The 22,397-nt window shown below is 63.5% G+C and carries 27 protein-coding genes; 17 read left to right on the forward strand and 10 right to left on the reverse strand.

Annotated features, from left to right (window positions below):
* The first annotated feature begins 32 nt into the window (after positions 1–32).
* From AC0YKC_RS15285 to AC0YKC_RS15305, 5 genes are all read left to right on the forward strand, one after another.
* The gene (locus AC0YKC_RS15285) at positions 33–425 is read left to right on the forward strand and encodes a VOC family protein (RefSeq protein ID WP_488511632.1); all 393 of its coding nucleotides are present in this window, start codon (positions 33–35) and stop codon (positions 423–425) included.
* Between the two features lie 37 nt (positions 426–462).
* Positions 463–696, forward strand: a complete 234-nt coding sequence (locus AC0YKC_RS15290) for a hypothetical protein (protein ID WP_488511633.1) — start codon at positions 463–465, stop codon at positions 694–696.
* Positions 696–1,139: a DUF1801 domain-containing protein gene (locus AC0YKC_RS15295; RefSeq protein WP_320296864.1), complete on the forward strand. Its 444-nt coding sequence runs from the start codon at positions 696–698 to the stop codon at positions 1,137–1,139. The genes AC0YKC_RS15290 and AC0YKC_RS15295 overlap by 1 nt, the downstream gene beginning before the upstream one ends.
* A gap of 79 nt (positions 1,140–1,218) precedes the next feature.
* Positions 1,219–1,617, forward strand: a complete 399-nt coding sequence (locus AC0YKC_RS15300; RefSeq protein ID WP_320296865.1) for a DUF1801 domain-containing protein — start codon at positions 1,219–1,221, stop codon at positions 1,615–1,617.
* Between the two features lie 300 nt (positions 1,618–1,917).
* Positions 1,918–4,395, forward strand: coding sequence for an EAL domain-containing protein (locus tag AC0YKC_RS15305; RefSeq protein WP_488511634.1), 2,478 nt, complete (start codon positions 1,918–1,920; stop codon positions 4,393–4,395).
* A gap of 99 nt (positions 4,396–4,494) precedes the next feature.
* Here AC0YKC_RS15305 and AC0YKC_RS15310 read toward each other — a convergent pair whose 3' ends face one another.
* Entirely contained in the window at positions 4,495–5,055 is a 561-nt protein-coding gene (locus tag AC0YKC_RS15310) for a GNAT family N-acetyltransferase (RefSeq protein ID WP_488511635.1), read from the reverse strand.
* Positions 5,056–5,357: 302 nt separating this feature from the next.
* On the opposite strand from AC0YKC_RS15310, the gene AC0YKC_RS15315 reads away from it, so the two are divergent.
* Complete coding sequence (locus AC0YKC_RS15315) at positions 5,358–5,813, forward strand: DUF2214 family protein (protein ID WP_434723999.1); 456 nt, start codon at positions 5,358–5,360, stop codon at positions 5,811–5,813.
* Between the two features lie 341 nt (positions 5,814–6,154).
* On the opposite strand, the gene nth is transcribed toward AC0YKC_RS15315, so the two are convergent.
* Complete coding sequence (gene nth, locus AC0YKC_RS15320; protein ID WP_488511636.1) at positions 6,155–6,961, reverse strand: endonuclease III; 807 nt, start codon at positions 6,959–6,961, stop codon at positions 6,155–6,157.
* 23 nt (positions 6,962–6,984) lie between these two features.
* Between nth and AC0YKC_RS15325 the strand changes: the two genes are divergently transcribed.
* Positions 6,985–7,479, forward strand: a complete 495-nt coding sequence (locus tag AC0YKC_RS15325) for a DUF2244 domain-containing protein (protein ID WP_320296870.1) — start codon at positions 6,985–6,987, stop codon at positions 7,477–7,479.
* Positions 7,480–7,585: 106 nt separating this feature from the next.
* Here AC0YKC_RS15325 and AC0YKC_RS15330 read toward each other — a convergent pair whose 3' ends face one another.
* Positions 7,586–8,401 carry a class I SAM-dependent methyltransferase gene (locus AC0YKC_RS15330; RefSeq protein WP_488511637.1) on the reverse strand — a complete coding sequence of 272 codons (816 nt, stop codon included), beginning with the start codon at positions 8,399–8,401 and terminating at the stop codon, positions 7,586–7,588.
* 115 nt (positions 8,402–8,516) lie between these two features.
* On the opposite strand from AC0YKC_RS15330, the gene AC0YKC_RS15335 reads away from it, so the two are divergent.
* From AC0YKC_RS15335 to AC0YKC_RS15370, 8 genes are all read left to right on the forward strand, one after another.
* Positions 8,517–9,422, forward strand: coding sequence for a methylated-DNA--[protein]-cysteine S-methyltransferase (locus AC0YKC_RS15335; protein WP_320296872.1), 906 nt, complete (start codon positions 8,517–8,519; stop codon positions 9,420–9,422).
* Positions 9,423–9,660: 238 nt separating this feature from the next.
* Positions 9,661–10,134: a hypothetical protein gene (locus AC0YKC_RS15340; protein ID WP_320296873.1), complete on the forward strand. Its 474-nt coding sequence runs from the start codon at positions 9,661–9,663 to the stop codon at positions 10,132–10,134.
* Positions 10,135–10,156: 22 nt separating this feature from the next.
* Complete coding sequence (locus tag AC0YKC_RS15345; RefSeq protein WP_320296874.1) at positions 10,157–10,549, forward strand: PDZ domain-containing protein; 393 nt, start codon at positions 10,157–10,159, stop codon at positions 10,547–10,549.
* The gene (locus AC0YKC_RS15350) at positions 10,516–11,076 is read left to right on the forward strand and encodes a hypothetical protein (RefSeq protein WP_434724003.1); all 561 of its coding nucleotides are present in this window, start codon (positions 10,516–10,518) and stop codon (positions 11,074–11,076) included. The genes AC0YKC_RS15345 and AC0YKC_RS15350 overlap by 34 nt, the downstream gene beginning before the upstream one ends.
* Entirely contained in the window at positions 11,051–11,533 is a 483-nt protein-coding gene (locus AC0YKC_RS15355; protein ID WP_488511638.1) for a hypothetical protein, read from the forward strand. The genes AC0YKC_RS15350 and AC0YKC_RS15355 overlap by 26 nt, the downstream gene beginning before the upstream one ends.
* Before the next feature lie 150 nt (positions 11,534–11,683).
* The gene (locus tag AC0YKC_RS15360; protein WP_488511639.1) at positions 11,684–12,589 is read left to right on the forward strand and encodes a ribokinase; all 906 of its coding nucleotides are present in this window, start codon (positions 11,684–11,686) and stop codon (positions 12,587–12,589) included.
* Entirely contained in the window at positions 12,589–14,046 is a 1,458-nt protein-coding gene (locus AC0YKC_RS15365) for an amidase (protein WP_488511640.1), read from the forward strand. Before AC0YKC_RS15360 ends, AC0YKC_RS15365 begins: the two co-directional genes overlap by 1 nt.
* Positions 14,047–14,147: 101 nt before the next feature.
* A complete protein-coding gene (locus AC0YKC_RS15370; protein ID WP_320296879.1) occupies positions 14,148–14,762 on the forward strand; it encodes a LysE family translocator in 615 nt (204 codons plus the stop codon).
* Positions 14,763–14,801: 39 nt separating this feature from the next.
* Here AC0YKC_RS15370 and AC0YKC_RS15375 read toward each other — a convergent pair whose 3' ends face one another.
* Positions 14,802–15,743: a nucleoside hydrolase gene (locus AC0YKC_RS15375; protein WP_320296880.1), complete on the reverse strand. Its 942-nt coding sequence runs from the start codon at positions 15,741–15,743 to the stop codon at positions 14,802–14,804.
* Positions 15,744–15,984: 241 nt separating this feature from the next.
* Here AC0YKC_RS15375 and AC0YKC_RS15380 point away from each other — a divergent pair, with 241 nt between their 5' ends.
* Positions 15,985–16,410 (forward strand): Hsp20 family protein, encoded by a 426-nt coding sequence (locus AC0YKC_RS15380; RefSeq protein ID WP_320296881.1) that lies wholly within the window; start codon positions 15,985–15,987, stop codon positions 16,408–16,410.
* A 63-nt stretch (positions 16,411–16,473) separates the two neighbouring features.
* Positions 16,474–16,731 carry a BQ00720 family protein gene (locus tag AC0YKC_RS15385; RefSeq protein ID WP_112096587.1) on the forward strand — a complete coding sequence of 86 codons (258 nt, stop codon included), beginning with the start codon at positions 16,474–16,476 and terminating at the stop codon, positions 16,729–16,731.
* A gap of 156 nt (positions 16,732–16,887) precedes the next feature.
* Here the strand turns inward: AC0YKC_RS15385 and ptsN are convergent, their stop codons facing one another.
* The 6 genes from ptsN to lptC all read right to left on the reverse strand — a co-directional run bounded on the left by ptsN (position 16,888) and on the right by lptC (position 22,235).
* Complete coding sequence (ptsN, locus tag AC0YKC_RS15390; protein WP_042641064.1) at positions 16,888–17,352, reverse strand: PTS IIA-like nitrogen regulatory protein PtsN; 465 nt, start codon at positions 17,350–17,352, stop codon at positions 16,888–16,890.
* A 61-nt stretch (positions 17,353–17,413) separates the two neighbouring features.
* Positions 17,414–17,995, reverse strand: coding sequence for a ribosome hibernation-promoting factor, HPF/YfiA family (gene hpf / locus AC0YKC_RS15395; RefSeq protein ID WP_434724007.1), 582 nt, complete (start codon positions 17,993–17,995; stop codon positions 17,414–17,416).
* Between the two features lie 416 nt (positions 17,996–18,411).
* Positions 18,412–19,941 carry an RNA polymerase factor sigma-54 gene (gene rpoN, locus AC0YKC_RS15400; RefSeq protein ID WP_488511641.1) on the reverse strand — a complete coding sequence of 510 codons (1,530 nt, stop codon included), beginning with the start codon at positions 19,939–19,941 and terminating at the stop codon, positions 18,412–18,414.
* A gap of 179 nt (positions 19,942–20,120) precedes the next feature.
* The gene (lptB, locus tag AC0YKC_RS15405) at positions 20,121–20,939 is read right to left on the reverse strand and encodes an LPS export ABC transporter ATP-binding protein (protein WP_320296884.1); all 819 of its coding nucleotides are present in this window, start codon (positions 20,937–20,939) and stop codon (positions 20,121–20,123) included.
* Positions 20,939–21,535, reverse strand: a complete 597-nt coding sequence (locus AC0YKC_RS15410; protein ID WP_320296885.1) for an LptA/OstA family protein — start codon at positions 21,533–21,535, stop codon at positions 20,939–20,941. Before AC0YKC_RS15410 ends, lptB begins: the two co-directional genes overlap by 1 nt.
* Positions 21,522–22,235, reverse strand: coding sequence for an LPS export ABC transporter periplasmic protein LptC (gene lptC, locus AC0YKC_RS15415; RefSeq protein WP_488511642.1), 714 nt, complete (start codon positions 22,233–22,235; stop codon positions 21,522–21,524). Before lptC ends, AC0YKC_RS15410 begins: the two co-directional genes overlap by 14 nt.
* Between the last annotated feature and the right edge of the window lie 162 nt (positions 22,236–22,397).

The raw sequence follows: 22,397 nt of genomic DNA on the forward strand, positions 1-22,397 counted from the left end.
AAACCGCGGGCGTAAGCAATGGAGACACGAAAATGAAGATCAAGCTGACCAGCATCTATGTCGACGACCAGGAAAAGGCTCTTAGTTTCTATACCGAAATTCTGGGCTTCACCAAGAAGGCCGACTTCACCAATGGACCGTTTCGCTGGTTGACGGTCACCTCGCCTGACGATCCGGACGGCACCGAGCTGCAGCTGGCGCTCAACGACAATCCGGCGGCAAAGACCTATCAGCAGGCCATCTTCAAGCAGGGCCAGCCGGCGCTGATGCTGTTCACCGATGACATCCAGGCCGACCATGAGCGCATCAAGGCCAACGGCGGCAGCTTTGCCATGGCGCCGACCGCAGTGACCGGCGCCACCATCGCTCAGCTTAACGACACCTGCGGCAACCTCATTCAGCTTTCGCAGCTGGCGCGCTGGTAGGCAGCTCGATCCGTCTCGTCATTTAAGGGAGGTTAGATTGAACTGGAGCAAATGGATCAGGCAGCTTCATCGCTGGCTGTCGATCATCTTCACCGTCACCGTCATTGCCAACTTCGCCGCCATGGCCATGGGCCCGCCGCCCGCCTGGATCGTCTATTCGCCGTTGATCCCGCTTTTCCTGCTGCTGTTCAGCGGGCTCTACATGTTCGTGCTGCCTTATGCCGCCGACCGGCGCGGCGAGCCGGCGGGCGAGCGCACGGGATCGGCCTGATGGCGAAGGCGAAAGCAAAGACTGCCGCGTCTCCGGACAAGGAGCCCGTCCTGCTTTCAGGCGGCAACCCGCAGATCGCCAAGGGCTATGGCGACGCGCCCGTGCAGGCCTATATCGCTGCGATGCCGGGCTGGAAGAGCGAGGTCGGGCGCCGGCTCGACCAGCTTATCATGCAGGCCGTCCCCAATGCGCAGAAGGCCGTCAAATGGAACTCTCCATTCTACGGCATGGAGGGCGAGGGCTGGTTCCTCGGCATCCATTGCTTCGCCAGATACATCAAGGTGGCGTTCTTCCGTGGAATGTCGCTGAAGCCCGTGCCCCCCGTCGAATCCAGGAGCAGGGACACGCGCTATTTCCACATCCATGAGGACGACCGGCTTGACGAGGAGCAGTTCGTATCCTGGGTCAAGCAGGCGAGCCAGCTGCCTGGCGAGCGGATGTAAGCGCACGAAAGATCAAGCGCCGTCTCCCTGAAAGGGACATGGTGGCGATCTCTTATCCAACTTCAAGGGAGAAACGGACATGCAACAAGGCGACACGCAGGACGGCAAGTCTCCATCCGAGCTGATCGACGCAAGGATCGAGGAGCTCGGCGACTGGCGGGGCGAGACGCTTGCCCGGCTCCGCGCCCTGATCAGGCAGGCCGCGCCGGAAGCCGTCGAGACATGGAAATGGCGCGGCGTGCCGGTCTGGGAGGACGCCGGCATGATTTGCACCGGCGAGACCTACAAGGCCGTCGTCAAGCTGACCTTCGCCAGGGGCGCGGCGCTGCCCGATCCCAAGAAGCTCTTCAACTCCAGCCTCGAAGGCAACACCCGGCGCGCCATCGATTTCAAGGAAGGCGACAAGATCGACGCTGATGCCCTGAAGGCGCTCGTTCGCGAAGCCGTGGCCCTCAACAAATCCAGGACCAAGCGCTGAGGCGGCTGCCCCTCGGCGCTATCGGATTGATGTTGCCGGCTTTTTCTTCTGTGTCCTCGCACTGCGGACCGATACTATGCACAAAATATCGGCATCACGCAGCGTAAGCGGCCTTCTGTAGCTGAGCAATAACTCATGAAACAAATACTGGACAAATTTATCGGCTGTTAAGCCAGGCGCGTTATCTGGATTGGTGTCGCCAGTAACTGGACGACATGCGGGGAAGAACATCGTCTCAACCGACGGATGAGCCAGTCGGACAGACACCGAGGGAGCCAGCGCAAGCTCCATGGGAATGGGATGAAGCTCTCATCGACCGATGCCGGCCAGCGTCTCGTCGGACTGGTCTGGCCCTTCGTCGCGGTCGTCCTGATCCAGGCGCTGGTTGCGACCCTCAGTCTCCACACGCTGTCAGCCGTCCGCGCCTATGTCGGCGGCGAAAGCCAATGGTCAAAGGGGCAGAAACACGCCATCTATTTCCTGAGCCTCTATGCCGACACCGGCCGGGAAGAGTATTTCAGCGAGTATCGTCAAGCCATCGCCGTGCCGTTGGCCGACCGCGCCGCGCGGCTGGCGCTCGACCAGGCCGAGCCCGACACGAATGCCGCCCGGCTCGGCTTTCTCGGTGGCAACAACCACCCCGACGATGTCGCCGGCCTGATCTGGCTATACCGGAATTTCCGTGGCGTGAGCTATCTCGATACCGCGATCCGCCACTGGACGGCCGCCGACGAGATGATCCTCGCCATTGAAAGCCTCGGCGACGACATGCATCGAAATCTCGAAAAGGGGCCGGCATCCGCGGCCGAGATCAGCCTCTGGAAGGCGCAGATCCACCAGCTCGATCGCCGGATCGGGCCGCTCTCCAAGGCCTTTTCCGACAGTCTCGGCGAGGGATCGCGCTTCATCAAGATGGCGCTGACGGCGGCCAATCTCGCCACCGCCGCCCTGCTTATCGTGCTCGCCGTCTGGCGCACGCGCAAGCTGATGAAACAGCGCCAGGCCTTCCAGAACGCCCTCAACGCCGAGCGCGAGCGTGCCCAGATCACATTGGCCTCGATCGGCCAGGCCGTCATCAGCACCGATGCCGAGGGACGGCTGGACTATATGAATGCCGGAGCGGAAAGGCTGCTTGCCTGTTCGCTCGCCGCCGCCAAGGGCAGGCCGGTCGCCTCATTGTTCCGGCTCGTCGACAAGGACAGCGGCGTCGAGGAGACCGATCTGGTCCCGCGCCTGCTGGCGGGCGAGCCGCGCCGCTCCAATGTGCGCCCGCAGCTTCTGGAGCGTCCCGACGGTTCGGTCGTGCCGGTGGCGCTGAACGGCGCGCCGCTGATCGTCTCCGGCGCGATCCTCGGTTGCGTCTTGGCCCTGCACGACATGACGCGCGAGCAGGATTATATCGAGCGCCTGTCGTGGCAGGCGTCGCATGATGCGCTGACCGGTCTCGTCAACCGCCGCGACTTCGAGAACCGTCTGGCAGGCGCGATCTCCGGGGCGCCGGAAAGCCCGCGCCGGCACGCTCTGATGTATCTCGATCTCGATCAGTTCAAGCTGGTCAACGATACGTGCGGCCATGCCGCCGGCGACCAGTTGCTGCGCCAGATCTCGGTGCTGCTCGCCAATGAGCTGCCGCCCGGCGACATACTGGCGAGACTGGGCGGCGACGAGTTCGGCGTCCTGCTCTTCAACTGCGATGCCGATTGCGCCGCCGCCACGGCCGAACGGTTGCGCGCCACGGTCCAGGACCTGCATTTCTCCTGGGAAGGGCGTCCCTTCAACATCAGCGTCAGCATCGGCATGGTCGAAATCGCTAATGTCGGCATGACGCTGGAGGAGGTGCTGCGCGCCGCCGACGTCGCCTGCTACATGGCCAAGGAAAAGGGCCGCAACCGCGTCCAGCTCCACAGCGACGGCGACTCGGCACTTCGCGAGCGCTTCGGCGAGATGGCCTGGGTGCAGCGCCTGCATGCCGCGCTGGACGAGAACCGCTTCAGGCTGCATGCGCAGGAGATCGCGCCGCTGCGGGACGATATCGCCGAGCCGGGCGCGCATATCGAAATCCTGCTCAGGCTGACCGACGAGGACGGCAGCTTCATCACCCCCCAGAGCTTCATCCCGGCGGCGGAGCGCTACGGATTGATGCCGGCGATCGATCGCTGGGTGGTGCGCAACGCCTTCGCCACACTAGCGGCCAGACGCACCGATCCCCGCGCGACCCCGATATCCACCTGCGCGATCAATCTCTCCGGCGCCACTTTCGGCGACGAGACGTTCCTCGGCTTCATGCGCGAGCAGTTCGCCGCGCATGCCATTGCGCCCGAAACGATCTGCCTGGAGATCACCGAGACGAGCGCCATCGCCAATCTCACCGAGGCCATGCGTTTCATTGCCGACCTGCGCGGGCTGGGCTGCCGCTTCGCGCTCGACGATTTCGGCTCCGGCATGTCGTCCTTCGCCTACCTGAAGCATCTGCCGGTCGACTATCTCAAGATCGACGGCGGCTTCGTCAAGGACATGCTCGACGACCGCATCGATCGCGCCATGGTCGAGATGATCCATCATATCGGCAAGGTGACGGGGAAACGCACCATAGCCGAATTCGTCGAAAGCGACGGCATCGTCGAAGCCTTGAAAGCGATCGGCGTCGATTACGCGCAGGGCTATGCCATAGCCAGGCCGCAGCCATTCGATGCGACGACGGTTCTGGGCACCCGGCCGGGTGCAAAGGCGGACGCGTGGGAAGGCGTGGCGCGGGCCTTGCGCCGCAAGGCGGGCTAAAGCATGTCTCCCGGAAGTGGTCCCGGTTTCGGGACAAAGACATGCTTAAGATCAAAGACTTAAAGCAGGTTGCGTGAATCCTTTTTCACGCGACCTGCTTTAAGCGCTTCCCTTCCCGGATCCGGCCTGCCGTTCCAACAGGATCGTCGGCTTCTCGTGATAGGTGGTGCGCAAGATTTCGCGATAGCCGTTCTTCTTGGCCACCTTCTGCGAAGCGCCGTTTTCCGGATCGATGATGCAGACGGTTCTCGCCTGTCCGAGCGCCTCGTCGCTCCAGGCGACGATCCGCCCGACGACCTCGCTCGCAAGCCCCTGGCCATGCGCCTCCGAGGCCAGCGCCCAGCCCGCCTCCGGCACGCCTTCGATCGACGGCTCGATCTCACGCTTCAGATCGTGGAACCCGGCCTCGCCGATGAAACGCCCCGTCTTCTTGTCCTCGATCGCCCAGAATCCATAGCCGATCAGCGACCACAGGCCGGCATGGCGCAGGAAGCGCATCCAGCTCTCCTCCCGCGTTCGCGGCTTGCCGCCGATGAAGCGGGTGACGGCAGGCTCGGCCCACATGGCGGCATAGGTCTCGAAATCGTCCAGCCTGTGCGGCCGCAGAACGGTGCGCGCCGTCTCGAGGATCGGCACGCCGGCTTCCGTCTTGATGCTCATGGCATTCCCCTCCATTGAGGCGGCAGCGCTTAAGGCAATTCCAGGAAAAGTGTGAGCGGTTAGGCTCGGCGACTTCGCCATTAGGCTTCCGTCCGGAATTGCATAAAAACAAAAGGCGAGTGCGTTTCACCGTTTCCGTGAAACGCACTAGCAAACCAGCGCGCTCGAACAAGGGCCAGGATAATGCAGTGGCTCTTCCAGCCATAGCGGCCATGGCGCGGCTGCGTCGCTATGGCTTTTCGCCTGGCGATGCTAGTTTGCGCGCAACCAACCCAGAAACGCAATTCGACCGGAGAAGAATCATGGACACCGCCGACCTTCTGCTGGCCATCGTCCATCACCTTCTGGTGTTCTCGCTGGCCGGTATCATCGGCGCCGAGTTCGTGCTGGTGCGCGGCGATCTGGCGTCGCCGACGCTGAAGCGCCTTGCCGGCATCGACCGCCATTACGGCATCATCGCCGCGCTGATCGTCATCGTCGGCGTCTGCCGTGTGTTCTTCGGCCTGAAAGGCTGGGAATTCTACGTCTACAATTGGGTGTTCTGGGCAAAGATGGTGGCCTTCGCCATCGTCGGCCTGCTGTCGATCGTGCCGACCATGCGCTTCATCTCCTGGAACAGGCAGGCGAGCGGCGATCCGTCTTTCGCGGTGCCCGCGGCGGAACTGGCTTCGGTGAAGAACTATGTCCGCGCCGAGGGTTTCATCTTCCTGCTCATTCCGGTTTTTGCCGCGGCCATGGCCCGTGGCTACGGCTATTAGAGCAATCCCAGGAAAAGTGTGAGCGGTTAATGCATGTCGCGCAAAAGTGACCTCGGTTTTGCGGCAACGACATGCATCAAACAAAGGACCTAAAGCGCGTCGACTGAATCCGTTTCAGCGCGACGCGCTTTAGGCTCGGCGACTTCGCCGTAGCCTTCCGTCCGGAATTGCGTAAAAACAAAGAGATAGGGCGTTTCGCCGGTTCCGTGAAACGGTGAAAACACACGAGAACACCGCCCTAAAGCAGGTCGCGTGAAAAAGGATTCACGCAACCTGCTTTAAGCCTTTGATCTTAAGCATGTCTTTGTCCCGAAACCGGGACCACTTTCGGGAGACATGCTTTAGGCTTCGACCGGAAACCTCTCATCCAGCGGCGCGATCTGCACCAGCGGGGCCGGCACGTCGGTGGTCTTTTCCTTCGACTTGCAGATGTCGGCGATCACGCAAGCCGGGCAATCGGGCTTGCGCGCCTTGCAGACATAGCGGCCATGCAGGATCAGCCAGTGATGCGCATGGCGCATGAATTCGGCCGGGATGACCTTGAGCAGCCCTTGTTCGACCTGTTCCGGCGTCTTGCCGGGCGCCAGCCCGATCCGGTTGCCGATGCGGAAGATATGCGTGTCGACCGCCATGGTGTGCTGGCCGAAAGCGACGTTGAGCACGACATTGGCGGTCTTGCGCCCGACGCCAGGCAGCTTCACCAGCTCGTCGCGATCCTGCGGCACCTGGCCCGCATAATCGTCGATCAGCGCCTTCGACAGCGCGATCACGTTCTTGGCCTTGTTGCGCCACAGACCGATGGTGCGGATATGGTCGCCGACCTTGGCCTCGCCCAATGCCAGCATCTTGGCCGGCGTGTCGGCCGCGCCGAACAGCGCCTTCGTCGCCTTGTTGACGCCGGCATCGGTCGCTTGCGCCGACAGCACCACCGCGACCAGCAAGGTGAAGGCGTTGACATAGTCGAGCTCGCCTTTCGGCTCCGGCCGTTGCACGCAAAAGCGCCGGAATATCTCATGCACCTCGGCCGGCGTGTAGAGCGAGCGCGAAGCGGCTTTTGATGGCCGCCGACCAGGCGCCCGGCCGCCGCCCGCGACGGCGGGTTGAGGTTTTTTGACGGCTGCGGATTTTTTCGACTTGGGAGGCGCCATATCCCTTCCTATAATATCCCCTCATGAGCGACACAAACGCCTCATTCGAAGCCGACGAGCCATTTTTCCAGGCTTTGCTGACGCCGCACCGCTCGCTCGGCCGTACCGGCTTCCTGATCCTGATGGGAGCGCTTGTGTTCGGCTGGGCGGTCACCGGCGCCTTCTTCCTGGCGCACGGCGCCTGGCCGGTGTTTGGCTTCTTTGGCCTCGACGTGATCGCCGTCTACATCGCCTTCCGCGCCAATTACCGGGCGGCGCGCGCCCGTGAGGAAATCTCGGTCTCGCGCACCAGTCTCGACATCCGCAAGACAGCGCCTTCCGGCCGCTCGGAAGATCATCGCTTCAACCCTTTCTGGACGCGGTTCTCGATCGCCCGCCACAGCGAAATCGGCATCACCAAAATGGCCGTCGAAGCGCAGGGCAAGAGCGTGGCGATCGGCGCCTTCCTCAATCCCGACGACCGCGAAAGTTTCGCCACCGCCTTTTCGCGCGCGCTGGCGACCGCCAAGACGCGCTGAGCATGATCCCGAACCGAGGGTCCGCGTCAGCGAAAGGTGGACGCCGGTTTTTGCTTTCGCTGACCTGCGGTTCGGACAAGATCATGCTCACGGCAAAATAACCGTTTCAGAACCGGTAGCGCAGCAGCCTGCCGACCTTGCGCATCGCCGGGATAAGCTTCCAGAGACCGACGAACAGACGCGCCGACCAGCCCAGGCGCGCCCCTTGCTCCGGCTTGTAGGACGGGATCTCGCCGATGAAGCGAAGCTTGGGCACCGCCCGCTCCAGGTCGCGCGGATCCTCTATGGCCCAATGGACCTCGGCGCCGGTCGCCTTGATGGCCGGATTGAGGCGCATCAGCTTCAGCCCGAACCGGCTATAGGCGTCGAACATCAACTCGCCGCCAGCAAGATGCGAGACAAGCCGCGCAAGCAGCCGCGGTCCCTCGTCGGCGGGAAGATACGGCGTCAGCCCCTCCGCCACCACGATCGCCGGGCGATTGCGGGGCACCGCGGCCAGCCAATCCGGCTCGGTCACCGAGGAGGCGATCGGGTGGTAACGGTCCCTGGACGGGTAGAGCCTGCGCCTGAGCTCGACGACTTCCGGATAGTCAACGTCGAACCAGTCGATGCCTGGCAGTGGGTCGACACGAAATACCCGCGTATCGAGCCCGCATCCCAGATGCAGCACGATCGCGTCCGGATATCTTGCAAGGAAATCCGCGACGCAAACGTCCAGGGTCTTCGCCCTGATTGCGAATCCCAACCCGAGATTGGCATCGACCTTGAGCCTTGCGAAATCATAGTCGATCTTGCGCAACGCCTCGTCGGCGAAGCGGTCCTTGAGAAGCGAATTGGGCAGCCGGCTCTCCAGCGCCTTGCCGTAGAGCGTCATCAGCAAGGTTTCCCTTGCCCCGGTCAGATCAACCTTTTCGACGGCCATGATCGTCCTCTTCGGCCCGAAGCCCACTCTATCTGGGTGCCGTGTGCGGGAAGGCAAGTTTCGGGTGGAGGCAAAGTTCTGGAAGACCGATATTCGGGACCAAGGAGATATTGCCATGAACGCTCAGATGACCACGAATACCCGCATGAAACCGACCGCGATCCTCCAGAACGACATCACGCCGGAAGGCAGCGACTACGACGTCGTGCGCCGCGCCATCGAGAAGATCAGCCTCGACTATCGCGACCAGCCCTCGCTCGAGGTCCTGGCCGAAGAGGTCGGCGAAACGCCGACCGGCCTGCAGAAACTCTTCACCCGCTGGGCCGGCTTGTCGCCCAAGGCCTTCCTGCAGGCGGTGACGCTCGACCATGCGCGCAGGCTGCTCGATTCCGGCATGCCGCTCTTGGAGACCTCGTTCGAGCTCGGCATGTCCGGTCCCGGCCGGCTGCACGACCTCTTCGTCACCCATGAGGCGATGTCGCCTGGCGACTACAAGACCCGGGGCGCGGGTCTCACCATCCGGTACGGCTACCACATCTCGCCTTTCGGCATCGCGCTGATCATGGTCACCGACCGGGGTCTCGCGGGCCTCGCCTTCTGTGACGCCGGCGGCGAGCGGGCCGCCTTCGCCGACATGTCAGGCCGCTGGCCGAACGCGACCTACGTCGAGGACATGTCGGCCACCCAGGCTTACGCCGCCCGGGTCTTCGACCCGACGCAATGGCGGGCCGACCAGCCGCTGCGCGTGGTGATGATCGGCACCGATTTCCAGCTTCGCGTCTGGGAAGCCTTGCTGCGCATCCCGATGGGCCGGGCCTGCACCTATTCCTCGATCGCGGCAAGCATCGGCGCGCCGAGCGCCAGCCGGGCCGTGGGCGCGGCGGTGGGCGCCAACCCGATGTCCTTCGTAGTGCCTTGCCACCGGGCGCTGGGCAAGTCCGGCGCGCTCACCGGCTATCATTGGGGCCTGACACGCAAGCGTGCCATCCTCGGCTGGGAAGCGGGACAAGTGACGTCATGAAACAATCGATTTTTTCGTATCCCGTTGCGAAAAACCGTGTTTCGTAATATAAGTCAGTGCAAGATAAATAAATACATCGATTTATTCACGAAATGCAACCGGCGACAACCTCTGGTTATTGTCGGTTTTGTTTGAAGTTGCTCTCCGACATTAGTTCATTTAACGCTAAATTAACCACGATAAAGGGAAGATGACCCCTACGTTGAGCCGCATCATCCGGCTCGAAAGTGGGGTCCCAATGAAGTTCTTTCGCGCCGCCATGGCTGCGAGCTTGCTGGCCGCCTGCACCTGCCAGACGGGGCAGGCCGCCACCACCGGAAACGTGCTGTTCAACGGCACGATCACCGCGACCTGCACGGTCACGATCAACTCCAACGGCACGATGACCGTCAGCAGCAATCTTCAGTCGCTGAGCTCGCACAATGCCGGCGGCTCGGCCGGCAGCGCTCAGGTCGATACCACGGGCGGCGTCTCGCTCAGCGTCGATCCGGTGACCACGACGACCGTGCCCGCCTCGGATACGACGGCCACGACATGGACCCCGACCTTTGCCACTTCCGGCGCGCAGACGATCGCCGAAACCGGCACCGCGACCGCGCTGACGGTGCCGGGTACATCGACGGTGGCGGTCAATCTCGCCGGCACCAAGAGCGGCACCAACCGCTTCTCCGCCGGCAACTACCAGGCAACGGTGACGCTGCGCTGCGAATAGCCTCTCGTGAAAGGAGCGGTCCTTGAGAACGATTGCAATTCTGGCGGCGGGCCTGACCGCCGCGTTGTCTCCCGTTGCAGCGACCGGCCAGTCGATGACGCCGATGCGGGGCGAAGTACGATCCTTCACGGATGCCTTCGCCGTTCGCGTCTTCCCGGGCAACCCGTACAACCAGCGCATACGCGTGGAGGTGCATGTCTACGACCAGGATTTCCAGCCCGTCGACGCCAGGATCACGCCGAGCGCTTTCCTTCTGGCCGGTCAGGCGTCGCGCCCTGTCCTGGTGGTCGTCCCGTTCGACGGCGCGAACGAGCGTAAAGTGCGTATCTGTACCGAGAGTATCCCCTTTCCAAGCGAGCAGACCCAGATAAGGGCACAGATATGCGGAAAGTTCTTCGGGCATCGCAGGTTCTGACCCTGTCCTTGCTGCCCGTCCTGGCGGTCGTAAGTCAGGGGCTTGCCGAGGATATCCTGAACCTGAACCAGAACCAGACGGGTTTCAGCCTGCCCGGCGTCAGCCTGCCTCAGGGCCAGGACGAGGTTCATGCCAGTGACGGCACGACCTGCCGCTCAGCCGTTTCCGGCAGCGGTGCCTATCTCGACCTTGGTGTCATCCGCGGCAACAACAGCAGCAACCAGGCCAACAGCGACATCGCCACATACGGCCGCGTGGTGATCCCGATCGGGCGGACTCCGAAACGCGTCGATTGCAGCCGCCTCTACGAGCTGGAGGTTGAGCGCCTGCAGCTGGAATTGAAGCTCCTCAAAATGGGCCTCGGCACCGATGGCCAGACGACGGGGAGCACGACGAACACCGCTGCCACGGCCGCAACAGCTTCCGCGGCTCCCGCAGCTCGCTCGGCGACGTCGGCAGGATGGGCCAATGAAGGCTGGAGCATCAGAGGCACGACCGGCAATGAGAAGAAAAAGAAGCGGAAATAGTCGAGCGCCGTTGGCGATAGCAGCGCTCGCCTGCTTCTGTCTCCCGGCACAGGCGGCGATCATCGGCACCTGCACGATCATGATCGGCGCCTCGGGGACGATGAAATCGAACCTGGCCATCAACACCCTGGGCTCCAAGCAGGCAGGTGGGTCGAGCGCCGGCGCCACCATCACCGCGAACTCGACGCTGTGTTCGATTCTAAACCTGCTAGACTGCTATACCGTCTCCGCGCCGACGCCGATCGCTTTCACCTCGGCGCCGAGCGGCGGCGACACCAACGTCACCTTCGCCACCGTCTTCCGGCTCGACGGATCCGGGCTGGACATACCGGGCAGCTCGCCGCAGCGGGTGACCAACGGCACCCACACCATCCAGGTCGATCTGACCGCCACCAAGTCGCCCGGCATCTTCCCGGCAGGCAACTATCAGGGCACGGTCACGGTGCGCTGCGAATGATGCCTGTGGGCCAAGAGCCCGCGCAACCGGCATGATCTGGCAACCGGCGGTCTTTGCAGCTAGCTTCCGGCGCAATCAATTGTGTAAAAGCAAATACTTGGAGTTGGTCCCGTCAATCGAAGGCTGGACGGCTCCAGCAGGAGGCACTTCTTGATCATCGTTGTCGGCTCGATCAACCTCGACCTCATCGCCAATGTCGACCGTTTGCCGGAACCCGGCGAGACGGTGCGCGGCTCCGGCTTCGCCACCGCGCCCGGCGGCAAGGGTGCCAACCAGGCCCTGGCCGCTGCGCGCGCCGGCGCGCCGGTGCGCATGGTGGGCGCCGTCGGCAAGGATGGTTTTGCCGCCGAAGCGCTCGCCCTTCTCAAGGCCGGCAACGTCGATCTGTCCGGCGTCGGCCAGAGCTTCGCCTCCACCGGCACGGCGTTGATCCTGGTCGGCGCTGATGGAGAGAACGTCATCGCCGTCGTGCCTGGCGCCAACGACTCGGTAGTGCCGGGCGATGTCGCCAAGGCCTATCTCAAAAAGGGCGACGTCGTGCTCTTGCAGCATGAGATCCCGCTTCAGACGGTCGAGGCAACGCTCGACGCGGCGCGCGCGGCGGGCGCCGTCAGCGTGCTCAACACCGCGCCCTTCCGTGCCGAGGCCGCCGGATTCGTCGGCAAGGCCGACTATGCCGTCGCCAACGAAACCGAGTTCGATCTCTATGGCGAGGCGCTGGCGCTCTTGGGCCGCGATCGCCCTGCCCGCATGCGCGACTATGCCAAAAGGACAGGCCGCGCCATCGTCGTCACGCTGGGTGGCGACGGCGTGCTCGCCGCCACGCCGGAGGATTTCCTCACCGTTCCGGCGTTGAAGATCACGCCGGTCGACACGGTCGGCGCCGGCGATACCTTCTGCGGTTATTTCGGCGCCGGCCTCTCGTCCGGCCTGTCGCTCCAGGAGGCGCTCACCCGTGCCGCAGCCGCCGGTTCGCTTGCCTGCCTGAAACCCGGCGCGCAGCCGGCGATCCCGTTGGCAAAAGACGTCGACGCCGCCTTGGCGGGAGCCCGGTAATGGCCATGCGTCCCGTCACCAGGCATGCCGTGCCGCCGGCCGGCGATATCTGCCGCCTCTCCGCCGTCGAGCTTGCCGAAAAGATCAGGCAGCGCCATCTGTCGGCGCGCGAGGTCGCCGGCGCTTTCCTCGACCGCATCGAGGCGGTGAACCCGCTGGTCAACGCCATCGTTTCGCTGCGCGAGCGCGCCGATATCCTGGCCGAGGCCGACAGGGCCGATGCTCATTTAGCCTGCGGCGGCGAGGCCGGATCGCTGTTCGGCCTGCCGATCGCCATCAAGGACCTGGCCCTGACGAAAGGGCTCAGAACCACCTTCGGCTCGCCGATCTTCGCCGATTTCATCCCCGACGTGGACGATTTCTTCGTCGAGCGCGTCCGCATGGCCGGCGCCATCATCATCGGCAAGACCAATGTCCCGGAATTCGGGCTGGGCTCCAACACCTACAATCCGGTCTTCGGGCCGACGCTCAACGCTTTCGACCCGGCGCTCACCGCCGGCGGATCGAGCGGCGGCGCGGCCGTTGCGCTGGCGCTCGACATGGTACCGGTCGCCGACGGCAGCGACTTCGGCGGCTCGTTGCGCAATCCGGCCGCCTACAACAATGTCTACGGCTTCCGTCCCTCGCAGGGCCTTGTGCCTGCAGGCCCGGACTTCGATGTCTTCCATTCGCAGATGGGCGTCGAAGGGCCGATGGGCCGCAACATTCGCGACATCGCGCTTTTGCTGGACGAACAGGCCGGCTACCACCCGCACGCGCCGCTGTCATATGCCAAGGAGGGCTCGTTCCTCGACGGCTTGGGCGCGAAAGCGGCCGGCGGCCGTATTGCCTGGCTGGGCGATCTCGGCGGCCACCTGCCGATGGAACCGGGCGTACTCGACCTCTGCGAGGCCGCCCTTGCCCGCTTCGCCGATGCATCCTTCCACAGCGAAGCCTCGGTTCCGGATGTCGATTTCGAGGCGCTGTGGCAGGCTTTCGTCACCTTGCGCCAGGCAAGCAGCGGCTGCGGGCTGAAATCGCATTACGATGACCCGGAAAAGCGCAAGCTTCTGAAGCCTGAGGCCGTCTGGGAAGTGGAACAGGCGATACGCCTCACCGCGCCGCAGATCCATGCCGCGACCGTCCGGCGCACCTCCTGGCACCGAACGCTGCTGTCGCTGTTCGAGCGCTTCGACCTGATCGCGCTGCCCACCGCCCAGGTGTTTCCCTTCGACGTCTCGACCCACTGGCCGCGCGAGGTCGCGGGGCGGCCCATGGACAGCTATCACCGCTGGATGCAGGTCTCGGCCTTCGCCACGCTCGGCGGCTGCCCGGCGCTCAACGTGCCGGCCGGCTTCGACGAGAAGGGCCGGCCCATGGGCATGCAACTGATCGGCCGCCCGCGCGGCGACCTCGCCGTGCTCAAGGCCGGCGCCGCCTATGAGACGACGCTGCCCTGGCCGGTGGGAGCTGGCTGAGCGATTCTGGTCGACAAGGCAGGGCGACTTGCGCCGGCGGCCGCGCCGTGCATTGATCCCCCAGCCACCGCCGCATCACCTCCGTCCATCCGAGGAAGACCATGTCGCTGGAACTCTACGCCACCTATGTCGTCGCCTGTATCGTCATCATCCTGGTACCGGGTCCGACGGTGACATTGATCATCGCCAACAGCATCCGCCACGGCTCGCGCGCAGGCTTGGCCAACGTCGCCGGCACCCAGGCCGGGCTTGCCATCATGATCGCCATCGTCGGCATCGGCCTCAACACGTTGATCGCCGGCATGGGCCACTGGTTCGAGTGGGTGCGGCTGATCGGCGCTGCCTACCTGATCTGGATGGGCGTGCAGATGTTCCGCGCCAAGGGCACGCTGAACCCCGACGGATCGGCGAAAAAACCGCGCGGCGGCTTCTTCCTGCAGGGCTTCCTGGTCGCCGTCAGCAATCCGAAAACCTTGGTGTTCTTCGGCGCCTTCTTCCCGCAGTTCATTTCACCACAGGGCAATTACACGCTGCAGATCGTCGTGATGGGCCTGACCGCGATGATCTTCGCCGCCATGTCGGACTCGACCTACGCCCTTGCCGCCGGCCGCGCCGGCCGGATGCTGTCGGCCAGCCGCGTCAGGCTGATGTCGCGCATCAGCGGCACCTTCCTGGTCGGCGGCGGCCTGTGGCTGGCGTTCTCGAAGGCGAAGTGAGCGCTTCCCCTTCTCCCCTTGCGGGAGAAGGAAGAGGGGCTACAGCCGCCCGAGCCGCTCCACCAGCAGCGCGAAGAAGCCGTCATGGTCGATGTCGCGCATCACCGTGGCGTTCTTCTCGCGCTTGGTGACGCCCCACCAGTCGATCACCGTCATGCCCATGGTGAGCTCCGACGCGGTCTCGACGCTGACATTGCAGTGGCGGCCCTTGAACAGTTCCGGCTTGATCAGGTAGGCGATCACGCACGGATCGTGTAGCGGCCCGCCATCGGTGCCGTATTTCTCCTCGTCGTAGCGCTCGAAGAACTCCAGCATCTCGGCGGTCGCGGTGCCGACCTTGGTGCCGAGCTGGCGGAAAGCCTGGATGCGCTTGGACGTGGTCAATGCCTTGTGGGTGACGTCGAGCGGCATCATCACGATCGGAATGCCCGATTTGAACACCAGATCGGCGGCCTGCGGGTCGACATAGATGTTGAATTCGGCGGCCGGCGTGACGTTGCCGCCTTCGAAGAAGCCGCCGCCCATCAGGACGATTTCCTTGATGCGTGGCGCGATCCTCGGCTCGCGGATCAGCGCCAGCGCGATGTTGGTCAGCGGCCCGAGCGGGCAAAGCGTGATGGTGCCTGCCTCCTCGCGCATCAGCGTCTCGACGATGAAATCGACGGCGTATTGTTCCTGCAACGGCATGGTCGGCTCGGGCAGTTGCGGCCCGTTGAGGCCGGTCTTGCCGTGCACTTCCTCGGCGGTGACGAGTTCGCGCGCCATCGGGCGGATGGCGCCGGCATAGACCTTGATGTCCGGCCTGCCGGCCAGCTCGCAAATCTTGCGGGCGTTGTTCTGGGTCAGCTTCAGCGGCACGTTGCCTGCAACCGCGGTGATACCGACGATCTCCAGCTCCGAGCTGCCGAGCGCCAGCAATATGGCGACGGCATCGTCCTGGCCGGGATCCGTGTCGATGATGATCTTTCTGGACTGGGGCATTTCAATTCCTTTTGGGGAGTCTTTTTGGGCGGGTTTAGAGCATGACCGCGAAAAGTGGAAACCGGTTTTCGGACAAGATCATGCTCCACTGAAGAGCTGAACCAGGATGGCGGTTCAACGAAACGTCATCCTGATTTCAGTGGCTTGAACTTGATCGCGCGGCAGACCATATCAAGGCCATCGGGAAAAATGCCATCTGGGTTTTTCCAGTTTGTGTCGCTCTTCAGAGGACAGTGTAACAATGAGTCGAATGACGCCCTTCTCCAGCCCGCTTCTCCTGGGTTTCGATGCCATGGAAAAGACGCTTGAGCGTCTGGCGAAGTCCGGCGACAGCTACCCTCCTTACAACATCGAACGCCTGAACGCTGCCGACGGCAAGTCCGAGAGGCTGCGTATCACGCTGGCCGTGGCCGGTTTTGCCGAAAGCGACCTCGATGTCACCACGGAGGAGAACCAGCTGATCGTGCGCGGCCGCCAGACCGACGACACCGAGCGCGAATTCCTCCACCGCGGCATCGCCGCGCGCCAGTTCCAGCGTTGTTTTGTGCTGGCCGACGGCATGCGGGTGATCGCGGCGGAACTGAAGAACGGCCTGCTGTCGGTCGATCTCGACCGGCCGGAGGCCGAGCGGCTGGTACGGAAAATAAACATATCGGTGAAAGACTAACCTTCGCCGATGGCTCTATGCGAGACGGCCAATTCTGGCGTCCTCGCGCCAAGGAGGCTTGAAATGACCAGAACTGACGAAGTGAACACCATGACCAGCGGCGAACTCGCCCATCTCGGCGAAGGTTCGGTCGCTTATCTCAGGAAAGTGTCGAGCGACGACCTCCGCGGCCGCTTCCCCGGCCTCGAGGAAATCGCGCCCGGCATGGAGCTGTGGGCGCTGTTTGCCGCCAACGGCCAGCCGATCCTGCTTTCCGATGCCCGTGACCGGGCGCTTGCGGGTGCGCTGGAGAACGACCTGACCACCGTCGCGATCCACTAACGCGGCTCAGGTCTTCGAAAGGGAAGGGGCCGCTCACGGCGGCCCTTGGAAGCTTTAATCCAAAAAATTTCCAGCAATTCCAGAAAAGTGCGGAACGGTTAGGCTCGGTGACTTCGCCGTGGCCTTCCGTCCGGAGTTGCGCTCGACCAAAGAGACTCAGGCCGCGTGCGAGGCCTGTGTGTCCGACAGCAACGCGTGGATCGCCACCGCGTCGCGCGTCCCCCTGATCTTGGCAACCGTGTCGGCGTCGCGCAGCACGCGCGCGATGCGCGACAGCGCCTTGAGATGGTCGGCGCCGGCGCCTTCGGGCGCAAGCAGCAGGAACACCAGGTCGACCGGCTGGTCGTCCAGCGCCTCAAAATCGACCGGCGTTTCCAGCCGGGCGAAGACCCCCGCGATCCGCTTCACACCGGCGAGCTTGCCATGCGGGATGGCGATGCCGTTGCCGACGCCGGTCGAGCCAAGTCGCTCGCGCTGCAGGATGGTGTCGAACACCTCCCGTTCCGGAATCCCCGAAATCGCCGCCGCCCTCTCCGACAGCAATTGCAGAAGCTGCTTTTTGGAATTCGCTTTCAACGCCGGCATGATCGCCGGGACGCTGATGAGATCACTGAGATCCATGCTTGAAAAATCCCTTGCTCGCCTGCCGCGCCAGTCGTCGCCCCCTCGCGCGGCTGGCTTTTTATCCCTGCGCGACTTTGGTCGTCGACGGATCGATCCAGCCGATATTGCCATCCGGCCGGCGGTAGACGATGTTGAGATGGTCGGTCCCGGCATTGCGGAACAGGAAGACCGGGCTGTCGCTGTTGTCGAGCTCGATGACAGCCGACGCCACCGACATGGTCCGCAGCGTCATGCTTGATTCGGCGACGATGACCGGAGCGAAGTCCTCCGGAATATCTTCCTCGTCGTCGGTAAGGGGGGCCATCACGGTATAGGCGATGTCGGTCGGCTCTTCGCCGTTGCCCGTATTGCGCGACTTCAGCCGGCGCTTGTAGCGCCGCAGCCGTGTTTCCAGGCGGTCGGCGGCCGCCTCGAAGGCCAGCGTCGGATCCTGGGCGTCGCCGGTCGCCTGCAGCGAAGCGCCGGAATCGAGCCGGACCATGCAATCGGCGGAGAAACGCGACCCCGATTTGATGACCGTGACATGTCCTGAAAAACCCCGATCGAAATATTTCTCGATCGCCTCGCCGACCCGGTCGTTGATGCGCGTGCGGAACGCATCGCCGATGTCCATGTGTTTTCCCGAAATGCGTAGATTCATCTGAAAACTGACCTTCCTTGCTCAGGCTTCAAACTGTTCCCGAGTTTATACCCGTGGCGCGCGCGCACAAGCTTCGCAGCGGCATGCGCGCCGATTTTAGACCCGAACTTTCCGGTTGATCACAAGTCGCCTTCTTGGCCGTCCGTGGCCGTGTCTGACGGACCCTTTCGCGAGCGGGCATTACCGCCCCGCTCATGCGGGCGGGCTTCTAGCCACTTCGTTGCGGCTTGTCAATGAAGCTTGGCAATTGTGGAAAATCCGCGCATCTCGCAGCGACCTCGGCTTGTTGAGATTCGGATCAGGCCGAGCCGAGAATGGTGGTTTTCGAGAACCGAAACGGAGCGTACTTTGAGGTACGCAAGTACCGGAAGCGCAGAAACCGCCATTCGCAGGCTGGCATCGCGAGACCGACAAGCCTAGCGGCCGGCGTTCGCGAGCGCTCGCTTTTCCCGCCGCCGCTGAACCGACGATGGAATATTCATGCCCTCGCGATATTTCGCGACGGTGCGGCGCGCAATATCGACCCCGCTTCCCTTGAGCATGTCGACGATGGCATCGTCGGAAAGCACGTCGGCTGGCTTTTCCTCGTCGATCATCTGCTTGATGCGATCGCGCACGGCCTCGGACGAATGCGCCTCGCCGCCTTCCGCCGAGGCGATCGACGCGGTGAAGAAATAGCGCAGCTCGAAGACGCCGCGCGGCGTCAGCATGTATTTGTTGGCAGTGACGCGGCTGACTGTCGATTCATGCATGCCGATGGCGTCGGCCACCGTGCGCAGGTTGAGCGGCTTGAGGTGGCGCACGCCATGGACGAGGAAGGCATCCTGCTGCCGCACGATCTCGGAGGCCACCTTGAGGATGGTCTTGGCCCGTTGGTCGAGACTGCGCGTCAGCCAGTTGGCGTTCTGCAGGCATTCGGCGAGAAAATCCTTTTCCGCCTGATCCTTGGCGTGGCTCGAAATGCGGGCGAAGTAGACATTGTCCACCAGCACGCGCGGCAGCGTGTCGGCGTTGAGTTCCACCGCCCAGCTGCCGTCATTGGCGGCGCGGACCTCGACATCGGCGACGATCGCATCGCTGGCGCCGCCCGAAAACGCCAGGCCGGGCCGCGGATCGAGCGCGCGGATCTCGGCCAGCATGTCGAGCAGATCCTCCTCGTCGACGCCGCAGATGCGTTTCAGCGTCTGGAAATCCCGCCGCGCCAGAAGCTCGAGGTTGGCAACCAGCGCCTTCATCGCCGGATCAAGCCGGTCGCGCGCCGCAAGCTGCAGCGACAGGCATTCGGCGAGGTCGCGCGCGAAAAGGCCTGCCGGCTCGAAGGTCTGGCAGACGCCAAGCACACGCGCCACCGCCGCGTCATCCGTGCCGAGCCGGACCGCGATCTCATCGAGTTCGGTGCGCAGATAACCGGCTTCGTCGAGCCCGTCGCCCAGCTCGCCCGCGATCAGCCGCTGGGCGGGGCTAAGCGACGCGAGCGCGATCTGCTCGCCGACATGCTCACGCAGCGTAATGGCGGCGGCTGCCATGTCACCGACGTCGAACCCCTCGGATGACGCTGCGCCGGCGCCGCCGCCCGCGGCCGACTTCCACTGCGCCGTGAGATCGGGCCCCAGCCTCTCGCTGGTGCCGGGATCGTCGGGAAACAGGTTCTCCAGCGAAGAATCGAGCTTTTGCGAGATCGCTTCGGCGCTCCACTCCGTCTCGCCCTCGAACCAGTCGCCCTCGGGATCCTTGTCCGGCGCCGCCTCGCCTTTCTGGGCCTGGTCGCCGGCCGCGTCGTCCTGCGGTTCGGCCCGCTCCAGCAGCGGGTTGCGCTCGATCTCCTCATCGATGAAGCGCTCGAGCTCGACATGGGTGAGCTGCAACAGCCGGATCGACTGCATCAGCTGCGGCGTCATCACCAGCGACTGGGACTGTCTGAGCTGCAGTTTGGCTGCCAGCGCCATGGTGGGATTCAAACGCCTCGTCTACGCGTCGTACATAAAGTTTTTCGGTCGGGCATAGAAACTGGCCCGGCTTTTGCTTGTCAAGGAAAACGCTAACAGCTGCCGCTTACCGGAGCGTTATCGAGCGCTAAAATAACCGAAAGTCGGACGCGGCCACGAAAAAACGCGAAAACCGCGGATCAGAGGGTGAAGCCCTCGCCGAGATAGAGACGCCGCACATCGGCGTTGGCGACGATCTCGTCGGCCCGGCCATGCGTCAGCACCTGGCCGGCATGGATGATATAGGCGCGGTCGATCAGGCCAAGCGTCTCGCGCACATTGTGGTCGGTGATCAAGACGCCGATGCCGCGCGCCGTGAGGTGGCGAACGAGCTGCTGGATGTCGGCGACGGCGATGGGGTCGATACCGGCGAAGGGCTCGTCGAGCAGCATGTAGGCCGGCCGCGTCGCCAGCGCCCGCGCGATTTCGAGGCGACGACGCTCGCCGCCCGACAGCGACATCGACGGCGCCTTGCGCAGATGGCTGATGTGAAATTCCTCGAGCAGCTCGTCGAGACTGCGTTCGCGCACCTTGCGATCCTTTTCGACCACTTCCAGCACGGCGCGGATATTCTGTTCGACATTGAGGCCGCGGAAGATCGACGCCTCCTGCGGCAGGTAGCCGATGCCAAGGCGGGCACGCCGGTACATCGGCATCGAGGTGACGTCGAAGCCGTCGATCTCGATCGAACCTTCATCGACGGGCACAAGGCCGGTGACCATATAGAAACAGGTGGTCTTGCCGGCGCCGTTGGGACCGAGCAGGCCGACCGCTTCGCCGGCGCGCACGCCGATCGTCACCCCGCTGACCACCTTACGGCCCTTGTAGCTCTTGGTCAGGCCCTTGGCGATCAGGGTGCCCTTGAATTTTTCCTTGTCGACGCCGGCCGTCGCGGACGCAGCCGGTCGGGCGGCCGCCCGCCCCGGAAGACGGGCAAGCAGCGAAGTTACGCCGGCCATTAGTTGCTCGACGCTCCCTGGTTCTGGGTCGCATCCTGCTTCTGCGGCTTGAACATCATGATGACGCGCGGGCAGCCTTCGACATTGCCGAGGCCGCTCTTCATCTGCACGGTGAGCTTGCAGCCCTTGAGTACATTGTCGCCCTGCGACAGCACCACTTCCTTGCCCGAAAGCACCAGCACCTGCGTCTTCATGTCGAACTTGCCGGTGTCTCCGGTGGCGATCTGGTCGTTCGATTTGATGTAGACTTTGTTCTCGACCTCGAGATGGTCGATATTGGCCGCGCCCGTCATCGCCGACGCCCCCGCGGCAGCGCTTTTGTCAGCCTTGGGGTCCTTGACGTAGTAGACCGTCATCTTGCCGGCCTTGAGCAGGGTCGGCCCCTGATTGACGGTCACGTTGCCGCTGAAAACAGCCATGCTCTCGTTCTGCCGCACCTCGAGCTTGTCGCTTTCGATCTGGATCGGCTGGTCGCCCGACAGCTTCAACCCCGGGATCTGGCTGGTCGCGCTCGATTGCGCGAACGAATGCGCGGTCGCCAGAAGCAGCAATGCGGAGGCAGCGCCCGGAAGCCATGCGGATTTACTGCGACGCATTCTGTTCTCCACCGTTTACCCCCGCAGCCTTCAGCGCGGCTGGATCTATGTTGACGCGAACCCGGTTCTCGAAGACCACGAGCCTGCCATTGTCCTCGACCGACATCGAGTCCGCGGTGATGCGCGACCCGCCACGGCTGACATCGACCGGATTGCTCGTCTTCATAGAGCCTTTGCCCATGTCTAGGAAGATCGATTTGAACTTCGCCACCAGTCCGTCCGTCGTCGTCACGGCGACGTCGCTGGTCAGGTCCATCGTATTGGCGTCGCGATTGTAGATACCGTGCGCGGCGTCGACGGACACGATGTTGTCGGAGGCGACAGGCAGTTTGGCATTGATGCCTTCAAGGTCGATGACGGCCTGCTGGCCAACATCCTGCGTCGCCCTGGTCGCCGTCAGCGAATAGGGCAGCTTCTGCTTGGTGAAGCCATTGAGCTTCGGATTGGCCATCACCAGCTTGCCGTCGGAGAACGCCGTGCCGTCGGCCTGCACCGAGACGGACAGGGGTGCCTTCAGGTAGGAATAGACCGGAAATGCGACGGCGATCGCAACCGCGAGCAGCGGCACCGCGAATTTCAGCACACGCACGCGGCGCGAGTGCCGCTTTGCGCGGTTGAAGGCATCGCCACGCGCGCCGTCCTGGCTCGCGGGAGCCGATGCCTCACCGGCATCGCTCGTTTCGTCAGATCGCGCCAACATGACTTTTCTAATGGACCTTTGCCCGCCCAAACACCGACTATAGGTGGTATGCCGGCACCTACAAGCAAGCACAAGCGGAGGAAAACTGCAAAAATGTGACAACTGCCGCCCGCAAAATCGAGGGGAATCCAGCGGGACGGCTTGTAGTTCATAGCAGATACT

It is taken from the genome of Mesorhizobium sp. CNPSo 4661 (genome assembly GCF_057784215.1).

Bases quoted from the DNA above. Each gene is read 5' to 3' on its own strand.
- AC0YKC_RS15355 (WP_488511638.1), top strand. From the start codon at position 11,051: ATGAGAAGAAAAAGAAGCGGAAATAGTCGAGCGCCGTTGGCGATAGCA.
- AC0YKC_RS15335 (WP_320296872.1), top strand. From the start codon at position 8,517: ATGAACGCTCAGATGACCACGAATACCCGCATGAAACCGACCGCGATC.
- AC0YKC_RS15380 (WP_320296881.1), top strand. From the start codon at position 15,985: ATGAGTCGAATGACGCCCTTCTCCAGCCCGCTTCTCCTGGGTTTCGAT.
- AC0YKC_RS15300 (WP_320296865.1), top strand. From the start codon at position 1,219: ATGCAACAAGGCGACACGCAGGACGGCAAGTCTCCATCCGAGCTGATC.
- AC0YKC_RS15350 (WP_434724003.1), top strand. From the start codon at position 10,516: ATGCGGAAAGTTCTTCGGGCATCGCAGGTTCTGACCCTGTCCTTGCTG.
- AC0YKC_RS15305 (WP_488511634.1), top strand. From the start codon at position 1,918: ATGAAGCTCTCATCGACCGATGCCGGCCAGCGTCTCGTCGGACTGGTC.
- lptB (WP_320296884.1), bottom strand. From the start codon at position 20,939: ATGGCCGGCGTAACTTCGCTGCTTGCCCGTCTTCCGGGGCGGGCGGCC.
- lptC (WP_488511642.1), bottom strand. From the start codon at position 22,235: ATGTTGGCGCGATCTGACGAAACGAGCGATGCCGGTGAGGCATCGGCT.
- AC0YKC_RS15410 (WP_320296885.1), bottom strand. From the start codon at position 21,535: ATGCGTCGCAGTAAATCCGCATGGCTTCCGGGCGCTGCCTCCGCATTG.
- AC0YKC_RS15295 (WP_320296864.1), top strand. From the start codon at position 696: ATGGCGAAGGCGAAAGCAAAGACTGCCGCGTCTCCGGACAAGGAGCCC.
- AC0YKC_RS15375 (WP_320296880.1), bottom strand. From the start codon at position 15,743: ATGCCCCAGTCCAGAAAGATCATCATCGACACGGATCCCGGCCAGGAC.
- rpoN (WP_488511641.1), bottom strand. From the start codon at position 19,941: ATGGCGCTGGCAGCCAAACTGCAGCTCAGACAGTCCCAGTCGCTGGTG.
- nth (WP_488511636.1), bottom strand. From the start codon at position 6,961: ATGGCGCCTCCCAAGTCGAAAAAATCCGCAGCCGTCAAAAAACCTCAA.
- AC0YKC_RS15370 (WP_320296879.1), top strand. From the start codon at position 14,148: ATGTCGCTGGAACTCTACGCCACCTATGTCGTCGCCTGTATCGTCATC.
- AC0YKC_RS15330 (WP_488511637.1), bottom strand. From the start codon at position 8,401: ATGGCCGTCGAAAAGGTTGATCTGACCGGGGCAAGGGAAACCTTGCTG.
- AC0YKC_RS15340 (WP_320296873.1), top strand. From the start codon at position 9,661: ATGAAGTTCTTTCGCGCCGCCATGGCTGCGAGCTTGCTGGCCGCCTGC.
- AC0YKC_RS15385 (WP_112096587.1), top strand. From the start codon at position 16,474: ATGACCAGAACTGACGAAGTGAACACCATGACCAGCGGCGAACTCGCC.
- AC0YKC_RS15310 (WP_488511635.1), bottom strand. From the start codon at position 5,055: ATGAGCATCAAGACGGAAGCCGGCGTGCCGATCCTCGAGACGGCGCGC.
- ptsN (WP_042641064.1), bottom strand. From the start codon at position 17,352: ATGGATCTCAGTGATCTCATCAGCGTCCCGGCGATCATGCCGGCGTTG.
- AC0YKC_RS15325 (WP_320296870.1), top strand. From the start codon at position 6,985: ATGAGCGACACAAACGCCTCATTCGAAGCCGACGAGCCATTTTTCCAG.
- hpf (WP_434724007.1), bottom strand. From the start codon at position 17,995: ATGAATCTACGCATTTCGGGAAAACACATGGACATCGGCGATGCGTTC.
- AC0YKC_RS15285 (WP_488511632.1), top strand. From the start codon at position 33: ATGAAGATCAAGCTGACCAGCATCTATGTCGACGACCAGGAAAAGGCT.
- AC0YKC_RS15365 (WP_488511640.1), top strand. From the start codon at position 12,589: ATGGCCATGCGTCCCGTCACCAGGCATGCCGTGCCGCCGGCCGGCGAT.
- AC0YKC_RS15315 (WP_434723999.1), top strand. From the start codon at position 5,358: ATGGACACCGCCGACCTTCTGCTGGCCATCGTCCATCACCTTCTGGTG.